General features: G+C 59.8%; 13 protein-coding genes and 1 pseudogene. 9 read left to right on the top strand and 5 right to left on the bottom strand.

The genetic code is table 11. The features are described 5' to 3' along the window. Positions 1 to 3 precede the first annotated feature (3 nt). The 8 genes and pseudogenes from WNY37_RS05300 (at position 4) to WNY37_RS05265 (ending at position 6215) form a co-directional block, all read left to right on the top strand. On the top strand, positions 4 to 1377 hold the full coding sequence (locus WNY37_RS05300) for a M20/M25/M40 family metallo-hydrolase (RefSeq protein WP_342972423.1): 1374 nt from the start codon (positions 4 to 6) through the stop codon (positions 1375 to 1377). Positions 1378 to 1467: 90 nt separating this feature from the next. Next, positions 1468 to 2067: a nitroreductase family protein gene (locus tag WNY37_RS05295; RefSeq protein ID WP_342972422.1), complete on the top strand. Its 600-nt coding sequence runs from the start codon at positions 1468 to 1470 to the stop codon at positions 2065 to 2067. Positions 2068 to 2195: 128 nt separating this feature from the next. Continuing rightward, a pseudogene (locus WNY37_RS05290) lies at positions 2196 to 2425 on the top strand (IS6 family transposase); the annotation flags it as partial. A 163-nt stretch (positions 2426 to 2588) separates the two neighbouring features. Beyond that, positions 2589 to 3575, top strand: coding sequence for a thiamine pyrophosphate-dependent dehydrogenase E1 component subunit alpha (locus WNY37_RS05285; protein WP_342972421.1), 987 nt, complete (start codon positions 2589 to 2591; stop codon positions 3573 to 3575). Positions 3576 to 3583: 8 nt separating this feature from the next. After that, the gene (locus tag WNY37_RS05280; RefSeq protein ID WP_342972420.1) at positions 3584 to 4612 is read left to right on the top strand and encodes an alpha-ketoacid dehydrogenase subunit beta; all 1029 of its coding nucleotides are present in this window, start codon (positions 3584 to 3586) and stop codon (positions 4610 to 4612) included. After that, complete coding sequence (locus WNY37_RS05275; RefSeq protein ID WP_342972419.1) at positions 4605 to 4841, top strand: lipoyl domain-containing protein; 237 nt, start codon at positions 4605 to 4607, stop codon at positions 4839 to 4841. Before WNY37_RS05280 ends, WNY37_RS05275 begins: the two co-directional genes overlap by 8 nt. Continuing rightward, on the top strand, positions 4841 to 5515 hold the full coding sequence (locus WNY37_RS05270; protein ID WP_342972418.1) for a 2-oxo acid dehydrogenase subunit E2: 675 nt from the start codon (positions 4841 to 4843) through the stop codon (positions 5513 to 5515). The genes WNY37_RS05275 and WNY37_RS05270 overlap by 1 nt, the downstream gene beginning before the upstream one ends. Next, positions 5502 to 6215: a hypothetical protein gene (locus tag WNY37_RS05265; RefSeq protein WP_342972417.1), complete on the top strand. Its 714-nt coding sequence runs from the start codon at positions 5502 to 5504 to the stop codon at positions 6213 to 6215. Before WNY37_RS05270 ends, WNY37_RS05265 begins: the two co-directional genes overlap by 14 nt. Here the strand turns inward: WNY37_RS05265 and WNY37_RS05260 are convergent. The 5 genes from WNY37_RS05260 to WNY37_RS05240 all read right to left on the bottom strand — a co-directional run bounded on the left by WNY37_RS05260 (position 6205) and on the right by WNY37_RS05240 (position 12285). Further along, positions 6205 to 6975, bottom strand: a complete 771-nt coding sequence (locus WNY37_RS05260) for a glucose 1-dehydrogenase (RefSeq protein WP_342972416.1) — start codon at positions 6973 to 6975, stop codon at positions 6205 to 6207. The two genes, WNY37_RS05265 and WNY37_RS05260, sit on opposite strands and share 11 nt — an antisense overlap. 113 nt (positions 6976 to 7088) lie before the next feature. Continuing rightward, a complete protein-coding gene (locus tag WNY37_RS05255) occupies positions 7089 to 7844 on the bottom strand; it encodes an SDR family oxidoreductase (RefSeq protein WP_342972415.1) in 756 nt (251 codons plus the stop codon). Between the two features lie 128 nt (positions 7845 to 7972). Then, the gene (locus WNY37_RS05250) at positions 7973 to 8401 is read right to left on the bottom strand and encodes a 2,4'-dihydroxyacetophenone dioxygenase family protein (protein ID WP_342972414.1); all 429 of its coding nucleotides are present in this window, start codon (positions 8399 to 8401) and stop codon (positions 7973 to 7975) included. A 17-nt stretch (positions 8402 to 8418) separates the two neighbouring features. Then, positions 8419 to 10626 carry a TonB-dependent receptor gene (locus WNY37_RS05245; protein ID WP_342972413.1) on the bottom strand — a complete coding sequence of 736 codons (2208 nt, stop codon included), beginning with the start codon at positions 10624 to 10626 and terminating at the stop codon, positions 8419 to 8421. Positions 10627 to 10644: 18 nt separating this feature from the next. After that, positions 10645 to 12285 (bottom strand): long-chain fatty acid--CoA ligase, encoded by a 1641-nt coding sequence (locus WNY37_RS05240; protein ID WP_342972412.1) that lies wholly within the window; start codon positions 12283 to 12285, stop codon positions 10645 to 10647. Between the two features lie 193 nt (positions 12286 to 12478). Between WNY37_RS05240 and WNY37_RS05235 the strand changes: the two genes are divergently transcribed. Then, positions 12479 to 13468, top strand: coding sequence for a helix-turn-helix domain-containing protein (locus WNY37_RS05235; RefSeq protein ID WP_342972411.1), 990 nt, complete (start codon positions 12479 to 12481; stop codon positions 13466 to 13468). The last annotated feature ends 194 nt before the right edge of the window (positions 13469 to 13662 follow it).

The raw sequence follows: 13662 nt of genomic DNA, 5'->3' as shown, positions 1-13662 counted from the left end.
AAAATGGCCGACGGAATAACAAAACCTTCGATGATGGGTGCGTTCTCAGACGAGGATGTCAAAGCCATCACCGATGCGATTGATATCAACGAGCTGACTGACCTGATCTTGGAGCTGTCCAACATTTACAGCCCCTCCACTGGCGAGGCGGAGGCATCGGCCTTTGTTCATGCGTGGATGGAGCGGGAAGGCTTCAACCCCTTATCGGTAGGCGCAGTGCCCCATAGGCAGAATGTTATCGGCACCTATGGCGGCCACGGTGCGGGCCGCAACCTACTCTTCACGGCTCACCTCGACACCGAGAGCGAGCCTTCAGACCCGACTGTCCTTGCAAAGACACGCCGGCCATCAAGCGCTGAGAACCGCGAATGGAAAGAGTGCTGGCTCGAAGAGGGCAAGTTCTACGGCTACGCGGTGGCAAATGATCGCGGCCCGATGAGTTGTATGCTGATGGCCGCAAAAGCCCTGAAGAAGGCTGGCTTCGATCTGGCGGGCCGGATGTACCTGACCGCCTGCCCCGGCGAGTGCGGACCGGAGCCGATCGAAGAGCGCGGCGGCATTGACTATATGGGCAAGGAAATCGGCGCCCACTACATGTTCCACCATGGCGGCGTTGCACCTGATTATGCCATCGCCGCAGAAGGCACCGATTTCGGCGTGACCTGGCTCGGCGCAGGATCGTGCACCTTCCGTGTGCAGATCTATGGCGAGTCAATTTTCCGCCCCCTTCTCAAGGCACCGGAAAAGACAGCCGACCATCCAAGTCCGCTCTACAAGCTCGGCCCCGTCATTGAGGCGCTCCACGCCTGGACACGGGACTATGAGCGCGACAATACCTACGACACCAAAGGCGGCACCTGTCTGCCAAAAGCGACGATCTCAAGCATCCAGGGCGGCTTCCCTTATAGCGGCGGGACGCAGATCTGTTCGCTCTATATCGGGTGCGATCTTGGGCCGAAACAGAAAGCAGCCGACGTGCTCCATAGTCTGGAGTCGGTCATGCGCGAGCTTCCCGGTATCGAATTCGATGTAACGCCGGTGAATGTCTACCATGGCTACGAGGCCCAGGATGATGAAATCGAGCCGCTTGCCGCTAGCGTCGGATCGGCGGTTCAGTCGGTGAAAGGCCACCCTGTCGAAAAGGCGAAGTCCGTTTATTCCAGCATGTGGCGAGACCACAATGTCTTCAACATGCACCGCATCCCTGCCCTGACCTTCGGTCCGACCCGCTGGCGGCCGACACCGCAGGATTTCTTCGAGTGCACATTGATGTATGCCCTCATCGCCCTGTCAGTTTGTGGGCAAATGAACGAACAGGTGAGCAGCACAACGGCCAAGGGCGTCTACGGAGGGATGAGCAATCCATTCGAAAATTGATCAGAACCGAATTCGTCGTGTCCCGGTCGACTGGCCAAACAACAATGACGGGTCCTGCGCTAACCTCAGGACAAAGTTTCGGAGCTTCCCATGACGCGCCAGATAACACCGCACACAGCTGTCGATCCCTCCTTCGTTGAACGCTGGTCTCCGCGTGCATTTGAACCTGTAGACATGCCGAAGGCAGATCTGATGACCCTGTTCGAGGCAGCGCGCTGGGCGCCCTCGGCGTTTAATTCGCAACCCTGGCGGTTCATCTGGTCGCGGCGCGGCGATCCCAATTGGGAACTGTTTCTAAGCCTGCTGATACCGTTCAATGCAGATTGGGCAAAAAATTCATCCGTTCTCGGTTTTGTCGTTTCCAGAACCCGGCAGTCGAAGCCGGATGGAACCAGCACGGCCCTCGTTTCCCACGCTTACGATGCCGGCTCAGCCTGGATGCAGCTTGCCCTGCAAGCGATGAAGCTTGGCTATCACGCTCATGGAATGACCGGCATCGACTTCGATGAGGTAAGAACCAAGCTGCGTGTACCTGAGGAATTTGAGGTGAATGCAGCGTTCGCGGTGGGAAAACTCGGAAGCCCGGACAGTCTGCCGCAAAAACTGCGGGACCGTGAAACACCCAGCGACCGACTACCCCTGGACGAAATCTGCTCAATGGGATTCTTCGACGCGTCAAATCAGTGGTAGGCGCACGAGCGGGCATGTAATCGGAACGGGCAGATTGAACGGCTCAGATGAGCCGGTAAATTTGCCTACCCGCCCGCCATCTATTTCGTTACGACAAGATGTCGCGCGCGATCATCCAGTCAACGGTTATGATGTACGTCCGCTTCCCACTTTCATTGCGTAACGTCGAGCACTTGCTCCACGAACGCGGCAACGATGTTTGCCACGAGAGCGTCCGGCACTGGGTTGATCGCGTCGGCCCGATGTTTGCCGGCAAGATCGGCGTGAAGCGAGCGCCTTCTTGCGTCAGGTCACCCAGTGGCAGTGGCATCTGGATGAGGTCTTCGTGAAGATCAACAGAGAGATGCATTTCACATTCGTATGGCTCGGCCCTTGTGCCGCCTGCTCGGCGTAATTGACGACCAGATGCTCCCACAAGCGTTCGTTCGAAAACTGGCAGGTTCAGACTGTCTTCGCTCACGGTAAAGCACGCCGCGCTTCGACTGCCATCTTCTCCGAAAGAACTGTATGATCGGGAGGATGTGGTGAAGCCAAGTCGCGAGCAGATGCTCTGGATGTACGAGAAGATGGTGGCGAGCCGCCACTTCGAGAACCTCATCAAGCCAGCCTATTTCGAAGGAAAGCAGCCGGTCTTCAACATGGCCAAGGGGCCGCTGCCGGGTGAGATGCACCTGTCGGACGGGCAGGAGCCTTGCGCTGTCGGTGTATGTGCGCATCTGAGGCCGACCGACACGGTCACGGCAACGCACCGGCCGCACCACATCGCCATCGCGAAAGGCGTGAATCTCAAGGATATGACGTCGGAGATATTCGGGCGGGCGAACGGCCTGTCCGGTGGGCGCGGCGGTCATATGCACCTGTTCGACCCGCGGGTAAATTTCTGCTGTTCGGGCATTATCGCGCAAGGCATGGGCCCGGCCGTCGGGGCCGCCATGGCAGCAAAGCTGCGCGGGCGCGATGATGTCGCGGTCGCTTTCATCGGAGAAGGGGCCGCCAATCAGGGGGCCTTTCACGAGACGCTGAACCTCGCAGCGGTCTGGAAGGCGCCGGTCGTCTTCGTCATCGAGGACAATGCCTACGGCATTTCAGTCTCGAAGCGTCAGGCAACCGCCGTTGAAGGCAATGCCGAAAGGGCGGCTGCCTACGCCATGCCGGGGCATTTTGTGCCGGACAATGACCCGGACGAGATCTTCCGGGTCGCCGGAGACGCCATCCAGCACGCCCGTGCCGGCGGCGGGCCGAGCCTGATCGAGATCGAGACGATCCGGCTGGAAGGCCATTTCATGGGCGACGCTGAAGGCTATCGCCCCGAGGGCGAGAAGACCTCGCTGCAGGAGAAGGACCCGATCACCCGGTATCGCGCGCGGCTGGAAAACGCGGGCGCGGCAGCCGGCGATCTCGACGCGCTCGAAGAGGACGCACGGGGCCGGGTCGCTGCCGCCTTCGATCATGCGCGCCAGTCCGCGTCGCCGAAGCCGGAAGACGCATTCACAACAGTTTTTGCCTGAGGACCGACATGCAGGAAAAGAAACGCAAACTGACGATCGCGAAGGCCATGGCCGAAGCCATCTCGCTGGAGATGCGTGCCAGCGATGATGTGCTCGTCATGGGAGAGGATATCGGCAAGCTCGGCGGTGTGTTTGGCAATACGCTCGGGCTTCTGGACGAGTTCGGGACGGAGCGCGTCCGGGACACGCCGATTTCGGAAACCGGCTTCATCGGCACCGCCGTCGGCATGGCCGCAGCGGGCATGCGGCCCGTCGTCGAGCTCATGTTCGTCGACTTTTTCGGTGTCTGCATGGACTCGATCTACAATCTCGCCGCCAAGCAGAGCTACTTCTCCGGTGGCAATGTGACCTGCCCGATGGTGCTCATGACGTCCGTAGGCGGCGGCTATGGCGATGCGGGGCAGCACTCCCAGACGCTCTATGCCACGTTCGGGCATCTGCCGGGGCTGAAGGTCGTTATCCCGTCGAATGCCCATGATGCAAAGGGGATGATGGCCGCAGCGATCGCCGACCCGAACCCCGTCATCTTCATGTATCACAAGGCGCTTCAGGGCATGGGCTGGCTCGGCACTGTCCAGCGGTCGATCACCCATGTGCCGGAGGGGCGCTACACCGTGCCGCTCGACAAGGCAGAAGTCGTCAGGGCCGGGCAGGACATCACTCTGGTGGGCCTCGGGCATACGGTTCACGTCGCTCTTGATGCCGCCGCTGCCCTTGAGGCGAAAGGGATCGAGGCGGAGGTGATCGACCTGCGCTCGATCGCGCCGCTGGACCGGGAGACCATCCTGGCGTCCGTCGGAAAAACGGGCGCGCTCCTGAGCATCGATGACGACTACCACTCCTATGGCGTGGGCGCGGAAATCATCGCAACCGTCGCCGAGAGCGGCAAGGTGCGCCTCAAGGCGCCACCGAAGCGGATTTCCTATCCGGATATTCCGGTGCCTTTCGCGCCGGAAATGGAACATGCCGTCCTGCCCAATAGCGACAAGGTTGTCAGCGCTGTGTCGGCCATGCTGGAGGCGCCTGCTCATGTCTGATGTTCGTATTCCCCAGGATTGCTGGGATGATGACAGCGAAGGCGCGATCTCAACCTGGTTCTTCGACTCCGGCGACATGGTCGAGAAGGGCGACGTGATCTGTGAGGTCATGAACGAAAAGGTCGCGACCGAGATCGAGGCGCCGGACACCGGCAAGCTGACCATCAAGGCAGAGGCCGAGGCCGCCGTGCGAAAAGGCGAGCTGATCGCGACGATCGAGAGCGCGTAATGGCGGAGGCCCAACCGTTCCGCGGTGTCCGCAAGGTGATCGCCGATCGCATGATGGCCTCCTTGCAGGGCAGCGCGCAGCTCACCTATCACGGCGATGCCGACATCACCGCGCTGATGCAGATGCGGCGAGGCTGGAAAGAGCAGGGCGATCCGGTCAGCCTTGAAGCCTGCGTGATCTTTGCGCTTGCGCAGACCCTTCGCGCATTCCCGGCGTTCAATGCGACGGCCGATGAGCGGTCGATCACGGTCAGTGAACCGATCGACCTTTCGATTGCCATCTCGACACCCGCCGGACTGATGACTCCGGTCGTGAAAGATATCGGCGGAGACAGTCTCAAGGCCTTGGCCGACAAGCGCCGAGACCTGATCGGGCGAGCCATGTCTGGAAAGCTGGCCGTGTCAGAGATGAAAGGCGGCAGTGTCACCCTGTCCAATCTTGGTCATACGCGCGTACGCTATTTCACGCCGATCCTGAATGCCGGACAGGCGGCTTTGCTTGGCGTCGGACGGCTTGAGGAGACGGTCTCGCTGAATGCTGAAGGCGGACTAACGGTCAGACAGCTCCTGCCGCTGTCGCTGACGGCTGATCACCGCATCATCGACGGTGAGCCGGCCGGCCAGTTTCTGGACAACCTCTGCAAGGCGCTCGAGGCGTTTGATGCTGCGCCCTGACGCGCCGGACATCGTCCAGTTTCAGGCGCCCGACGGTCTCGCCAATGAGGAGCAAATTTTCCAGCAAGCGTTTGGAGCAGGGGCTGAACGTTTCAGGCTGGTCTTCTGGCAGCAGTCAAGGTGCCTGGTCGTCCCTCGGCGCTGGCAGTCAATGCCCGGCATCGATGCTGCGCAAACCATAGCCGCCGTTAAAGGATGGCCTGTCACATTCCGTCGCTCAGGCGGAGCATGTGTCTTTCACGGGCCGGGCGTTCTGTGCGTGTCCGGCATATTGGCCAGCCAGCACGATCCCGCACCGGTCGACCGGATCTATGAGGACTTTGCGAACGGCCTCGGCTCGGCGGTCTCATCGCTGGGGGTAAGCGGTGTTACCGTCGGCCCCGCACCTGATGCCCCCTGCGATGGCCGGTTCAACCTGCTCGTGGAGGGCCGAAAACTGGCCGGGCTGGCGATGCGCAGGCGCATGCGGGACCGCAGAACGGTGACCCTGGTGCATGCCTGTCTCTGGCTAGGTGGTCCAATGGACGCGCCTATCGATGCGATCAACCAGGTCGAAAGCCAGCTTGGAATGCCAGGCACCTACAGGACAGATGCCTGCATTACGCTGGCCGAAGCAACGGCCTGGACGGGACGCCTCGACAGCCTGAGCATGGCGTTTTCAGACGCCGCGCTCAGGGCCGTCTTCATGCCTACATGCTGAGGAGGCGGGTGAAACCGCCGTCCACGACAATGGATTCGCCGGTGACATAGCTCGACGCGTCACTGGCGAGGAAAAGCATCGTGTTTGCAATCTCCGATGGCGATCCGACACGCTTCAGGGCCACGGTCTGCGACAGCGCCTCGCGCAAGGCTTCCTGCCCACCGGGGGCCAGGCCTTCTTCGGCGCGTTTGAGCATGGGTGTATCGATCAGGCCCGGATGGACCGTGTTCACGCGGATGCCGTACGCGGCGAGATCGTTCGCCGCAGCCCGGGCCAGGCCAAGCACAGCCATCTTGCTGGTCGTGTACGGGCTGGTATTGCCGAAGGCGCGAAGGCCATTCACCGATGATGTGATGACGATGCTACCACCGCTCGCCTGCATGGCGCGGCCGAACACCTGAACGCCTTCAAAAACGGCCCTGACATTCACCTTGAGAACCTGGTCGAAGTCTTTCGGATCGATGTCCAGCAGAGGCGCCATGGGGCCGTCCATGCCAGCATTGAGGATGGCGATTTTCGGGGCGCCGAACTGATCTGCAGCCTTGGTCAAGGCCCTGTCCAGAGTCGCGCGCTGGGTGATGTCTCCGGCGACAAAGGCGAAGGATGCGCCAAGATCGCCCGCCAGAGCCTCAAGGCCTGCCGTGTCGAGGTCGATGCCGACAACACTGGCACCCTCGGCGACAAACAGGCGTGCCGCCGCCGCCCCGATCCCGCTGGCCGCGCCAGTTATGATGGCTGTTTTTCCGGTTAGTTGCGTCATGAGTAAGTCCTCTAGGAAGGCAAGGGTGCTGACCTGAGTAGATCAGCACCCTTTCAAGTTTGAGCGCTTTATCCGGCTGGATCGAGCGCCCGGGAGGAAAGCCGTGAAATGGCTCATTGTGCGACAAAGCCACCATCGATGATGAGCTCGATTCCGGTAACAAAACGGGATTCATCACTTGCGAGGTAGACAGCGCCGTGCGCGATATCATCCGGCGCGCCGACCGTGCCAAGCGGGCAAAGTCCCGACATGGCGGCCATGCGATCGCCATCGGGCAAGAGCCCGTGATCTTGCCATTTTATGCTCGCTTCGCGCAGCATTTGGGTGTCGATGCAGCCGGGATGGATTGAGTTGCAGCGGATCGGTTTCTTACTGGCGCCCCACTCAATCGCCAGTGTTTTGCTCAAATGGCGCACGGCGCCTTTGGACGTGTTGTAGCTGGGCTGGAAAGGGAAGCCGATTATGCCGGCGACCGATGATATGTTGATGACGGAGGCCAGGCCGCTCTTGCGGTCGGCGAGCATGTCGGTGGCAAGCTTGCAGCCCAGGAACACACCATCGACGTTTACGCTCATGACTTTGCGCCAGCTATCGAGTGTCACCTCTTCCAAGGGACACTCAAGCTCAATGCCCGCATTGTTGACAAGAATATCAAGGCCGCCGGATGTTTCCTTGATTTCGGCGAGCAGGGATTTCCAGTCGTCTTCAGAGGCGGAGTCCTTTTGACGCGTACGCTCGCCAGGAATCTGTTGGAGATCCGTCCTCCAGACAGTCGCGCCCTGTTCCTCGAACTGATGTGCTATGGCAGCACCGATGCCCTGGGCTGCGCCCGTTACGAGTGCAATCTTGTTTTCGAGACGCTTTGTCACGAGCTCCTCCTGAATAGTGATTGATCCGAAATCGGAGCCGGAGCGCCGCCAACAGGGCGGGCATGACCGCTGCCCCACGATGGGAGCAGCTGATCTTCAGCCGGCTTGCCGAAACAGTTGAATGCGACTTACGCGTCGACGGTGAAGGAGACCGGCTGGATCTTGCCTTCTGCGACATCGCTGAGAAGCCTGGCGTCAAGGATTTGTGCGATACTGCCATCTTCACCGGTGAAGGCGATGGGACCGTAGCCGATAAACAGAAGCTCGGTCTCCATCTCGACATTGGTGTCGGCATGTACGGCACCGAGTGGTTCGTATCCCCAGTCGCCGGCCTTGGCGGTGCTGTCCTTGTATTTGAGCTCACCCTTCAGCATCAGGAACTCGCCCGCGCCGAGGTGATAGTGGCCGGCAAACATGCCGCCAGCATCAAGCTTCAGGATGATCGAAAAGTGTCCGGTTTCCGGGCTGACCCGCAGCAGGCGGTAGTGGGCGCCATTGCCCAGGCTGTGCCAATTCAGATCCTTCGGATTGTAGAGTAGTTCTTCTTCTTCACGCATGTCAGTCTCCTGTTTGTCTAGAATTCGATCCGGGCTTCCAGGCCCCAGCTCTCGCGTGGGCCGTAATAGGTTGGGATGAAGCCAAATGTTGCTCTGAGGTCCCCGGCATCGACGATGTATTGCTCGTCGCCAATATTCTTGGCCCAAAGGGCGATCTCCCAGTCAGATGTCTCCGGCGAGAGGGATAGCCGGGCGTTCACAAGCTCATGTGATCCACGTGAGCTGATGGCCTCAAGCTGGTTGGAGTCGTAGTAGCGCTGGTCGACATAGACATACTCGACGCGCGGCGTCAGGACCCATCCATTCGGCAGCGAGAAATCCTGCTGCGCGGACGCATTGATGTTCCATTCAGGTGCGCCCGGTAGCCGGTTCCCACTGAGGTCGCCAGCGATGGGCGAGACGTAGTTTTCATAGGACGCGTCGAGATAGCCGATGCCGAGCGACAGATGCATGCCGTCAACCGGAATGGCGGTAAATTCACCCTCGAACCCGGAAACTTCGGCGTCGGCAGCGTTTTCCAGCGCGATTACGATCGGGTTGGCGGTGCTTGAACCCTGGGTAAAGGTGAAGACCTGCAGGTCGGTATAGTCATACATGAACACCGCCATGTTGGCGCGGAACCGATCATCCAGCAGGGTGGTCTTCAGGCCGATCTCGTAAGAGGTCAGGAATTCCGGATCGACAGTGGTGAGCTCGTTCGGGTCAAAAAACGCGCCGAGATTGTATCCGCCCGACCGGAAGCCGCGCGACACGCTACCATAGACCATGCTGTCGGCGCCGAATTCGTACTTGGCGAGGAGGCGTCCGGACCAGGCGTCCCAACTTTCCGAACGGCTTGTTTTCGGAATGAGCGGGACGACAAGGCCTGCCGGTGACGTACCGAACTCGCCATAGGTCAGCAGGCTATCGAGAACCGCATCCTTTTCCTCATATGTATAACGAAGACCGCCCGTCAGGCTGAAGGCATCGGTCAGCTGGTAGGTCGCTTCGCCAAATACTGCATAGGTCTTGGTGTCGCGTTGCGAGTGCGCATCGAGCGGTAGCGCTGCGCCGGGAACATCGCCAAAGAGAGGCCCGGACGTGCGGTAGCCGAAATCCTCCTTGAGGGCGAACAGGCCGGAGATCCAGGTCACGTCGCCGCCGCCATCATAGGAGAGGTTGAACTCCTGGCTGACCTGTTCGCCATCCTGCTGGAAGCGAAGCTCGTCGAGGCTTTGCGGACTCTGATCGATATCGCCGAGATAGTCGGTCTCGACATCTTCATAGGCGGTGACCGACTTTAGAGTGTAGTCGCCAATGTCCCAGGTGATGGCGACACTGGTGCCCCACGTGTCGGCGTGATGGCGATTGTCGGTGCGATTAACGTTGATGTATTTCGCGTCGTCCGGCACCGGATCGACATAGCCAAGTGCATTACCACCATTAATCGCGCCGACGGACTTGCCCTGTTGGTAGTCGGAGCGATCGCGTCCATAATGCAGGTTCCACAACAACTCGACATCATCATTCGGCGTGTACCGGGTAATGGCGCGAATGGCGGCCAGGTCGACGGCATTCGCCCGCGACCCATCGTAGAGGTTTCGGCGGTCACCATCATTCGCCTGCATCTTGCCGGCGATGCGTGTGGAAAGCTTGTCCTCAATCGCAACGATGGTACCTGCCGCTTCGACTTCGCGGGCGTTGTAGCTGCCAATGCCGACGCGAAGATAGCCTTCCTGCGTGTTGCCAGGCTTGCGGGAATAGAAGTTGATCGCGCCGCCTGTCGTGTTGCGGCCAAACAGGGTGCCCTGCGGGCCACGAAGGACTTCGACCCGCTCAAGGTCGAACATCTGCATCAGCTGCCCGCCGGTCAGACCCTGCAGGACATCATCGCTGTAGATGCTCACTGGCGATACAGTCGTGCCGTTGAAGTCATTGTTCCCGACACCCCGGATGAACAGGTTCGGGTTGCCGCCGAAAGTCTTGATTTCAAGGTTCGGAACCTGGTCGTCGATGGCCAGTGAATCGGTAAATCCGTAGTCGGCCAGGGCTTCGGCATCGAAGGCCGACATGGACAGCGGAACATCCTGAATGTCTTCGGATGTCTTGCGTGCGGTAACCGTGACGGACTGGAGCCTTTTCGGGCTTGTGCCTTCGTCGGATGAGGCTGTTTGCGCGGCCGCTGGCCATGACAGGGCACCAGCAATGGCGAGCGCAGCGACTGATGCGTAAAGTTGTTTGTACACGGAATTCCTCCCAGAACTCTAATCTTGTTTTTCGTGTTTCTGATAATGCTCGGCATGGATCTGCCGTAATTGCTTCTTGTCGACCTTCCCGGTTGCTGTGAGGGGTAGTTCGTCAGCGATGACCGCGTCCTCCGGCACCCACCATTTCGGCAGTTGTGACGATAAAAATGCCAGCGCGTCGGCCGAGGACACGGCGCTTCCAGCTTTCTTTGAAAAGACGAGCAGCGGACGCTCATCCCATTTGGGATGAGGCAGGCCGATCGCGGCCGCAGATGTGATGTCGGGGTGTTCGACAGCGGTGTTCTCGAGCTCGATCGAACTGATCCACTCGCCGCCTGACTTGATGATGTCCTTGGTCCGATCGGTGATCTGCATGTAGCCAAGTGGATCGATCGTCGCGACATCGCCGGTATCAAACCAGCCCTGCTCATCCGTGACGGGCGCTTCGTGCCCGAAATACTGGTTGACGACCCATGGGCCGCGCACCATCAGCCGTCCGCTGGCGGCGCCGTCACGCGGCAGGGTCCTGCCGTCTTCGTCCACGATGTTGAGCTCGATGCCGTAGGGCACGCGGCCCTGCTTGGCGTGAAGAACTTCATCCTGTGTTTGGGAGGACTGCTGCTTCAGGGCAGCGCTGGGCGTGCCAATCACACCGAGCGGGCTGGTCTCCGTCATGCCCCATATCTGCACGATTTCCACATCGAGATGCTCGGCAAAGTCGCGTTTCAGCTGTGGTGGGACCGCAGAGCCGCCAACATAAAGGCGGCGCAGCGCCGGCAGCTTACGGTTGCTATGCAGGGCTGCGTCGAGCACGGCCTTCCAGATCGTCGGGACGCCCCAGGCGTGTGTCACACCTTCACTGGCGCACAGCTCAAGCAGCGTTTCGCCATCCAGCTTGCTTCCCGGCATGACGAGCCGGGCCCCATTCATCGGCGCGACCATCGGAAGGGCCCATGCCGTCGCATGGTACATGGACGCGCAGGGTAGAACCACGTCGCCTGGACCAATACCGAAGTTGCCAGGGGCGCTGGCGGCGAGGGCGTGGATCATACAGGAGCGATGGGAGTATAGAACGCCCTTTGGATTGCCCGTCGTTCCGGATGTGTAGCAAAGAAACGCGCCATCCCGCTCGGATAAGTCGGACGGGCCGTCATCGGGCGCTGCCGCCGCGATGAAGCTTTCATAGTCGGTCAGGCCGGGCAGCGTCAGGTCTGGCAGATGATCTGCCGGGCAGAGCGCCACAAACATCTGGACTGACGGGCAGTCCTTCGCGATTGCTTCGGCCTGTTGCGAAAAGGCTGGATCGAAGAAGATGACGGCGTCATCGGCCTGTTCGACGGTGAAGCGAATCTGCTCGGCGCTGAAGCGTGGATTGATCGTATGAAGGATGTGGCCGGCGGCGGTCACGCCGTAATAGAGTTCCATGTGCCGGCGCGTATTGAGCGCGAGCGAGGCGATACGGCTCTGATGGTCCAGACCGAGCGATGCGATGGCGCCAGCAAGCTGTCTGGCTCGGTGCCAGGCATTGCTGTAGGTGTCCCGATTCCAGCGTCCTTCCTCGTCGAGCGAGGGCATGGTGAGATCGCCATGTTGCTCGGCGGCATACCGGAGAATGTCCGGGATGCGCAGCTGAATGTCCTGCATCAGGTAATCAGACAAAGCGGGTTTCCTCCTCCCTATGTTCTTATGATGCCGATTACGCGCAGATTTCCGGACGCGCGCTTACCCTGGAGTGACAGGTGTCTTTTCCCTCAGTGCACAAAGCTCTCGGGACGTTTTGAAAGGCGGCGGTTTGCGAGTAAGGTCCCAGAAATAACAAGAAGAAAAACAAACAAGGGAGGCGGTAACAGTGATGCACGAGAGCAATCACTCTATCGACAACCGCGAAGTTCGCCTCGAAAAGGTAAGCTTCTCGGATTTCTGTGAACGGCTTTGTGCCGTTCATTCCAACTGGGCACTGGACCGTCCGGACAGACAGGCCTTCGACGCCCGTTTCCGGCAGGAACGGATCGGCGATGTCGGCTTTACGGATGTGAACGTTGGCTTCGGGCTTTCCGGCCATAGGACAAGCACGCATATCCGCCATCTCAGCGACACGTTTTACGGCGTGATCCTGATGCTCGCTGGAGGACAGCGCCTGGTCCAGGACGGCCATGAAGTCCTGCTTGAACCGGGTGAGCTTTCAGTCTGGGATGCGACCCGGCCTTGCGAGTTCAGCTCGACCGGCCCCGTACGCCAGATTTCGCTTCTCATCCCTCACAACAAGCTCAGGCTGTACTCGTCGAGCATTGAAGATGTCTGTGCCCAGAGGATCAGCGGACGCTCGGGGCTTGGCCTGTTGCTCGCGTCCCATCTGCAGGCGTTGAGCGAAGTGCTGCCCTGGTCGGATGAGGCCGAAAAACTGAGTACCGAGGCAGCGACGCTGGATCTCATCAGCGCCGCCATACGGCCTGACAAAGCAGGCGACTTCAAGTCATCGATTCACAAGACGATGCACCGGCGGATCCAGGATTATATCGTCAACAATCTGCGCGATCCCGACCTTTCGCCCGGCAAGATCGCCGGCGCTTTCGGCATCAGCCCGCGCTATCTGCACAAGCTGTTCGAGGCGACAGAGTACACCGTATCGCAATGGATCCTGCGGCGCCGGCTGATGGCGTGCTATTCATCACTGAAGGACCCGGCGCTCAACCATATGACGATTACAGAGATTGCCTTCAATTGGGGATTCAATAGCGCGCCTTACTTCTCACGCGTCTATCGCCAACAGTTCGATCACACCCCAAGCGACACAAGGCAGCTCCAGGTAGATGCAAAGTGCAAGCAAGGCGGTAAGTTCTAAAGTCGTCTTCTGGGCCCGTCGGGAAATGTCAGTAGATCTCAGAAAATGAGCGGGGTGGCCCATCCGCCGGCCTATGGCGAAGGTAAGCGGGCGACGGATGCCGAATCCTCAAAAGTTTGCGTCCGCCTACGACTCACTCAAGAATTATTCCAATTCTGACGGCCACACCCACTTCAGTCGGGGCCGCCCCGATT

Origin of the sequence: Henriciella sp. AS95, from assembly GCF_038900055.1 — a bacterium.
Classification (GTDB): domain Bacteria; phylum Pseudomonadota; class Alphaproteobacteria; order Caulobacterales; family Hyphomonadaceae; genus Henriciella.
This window is presented reverse-complemented; position numbering and strand designations above follow the sequence as displayed.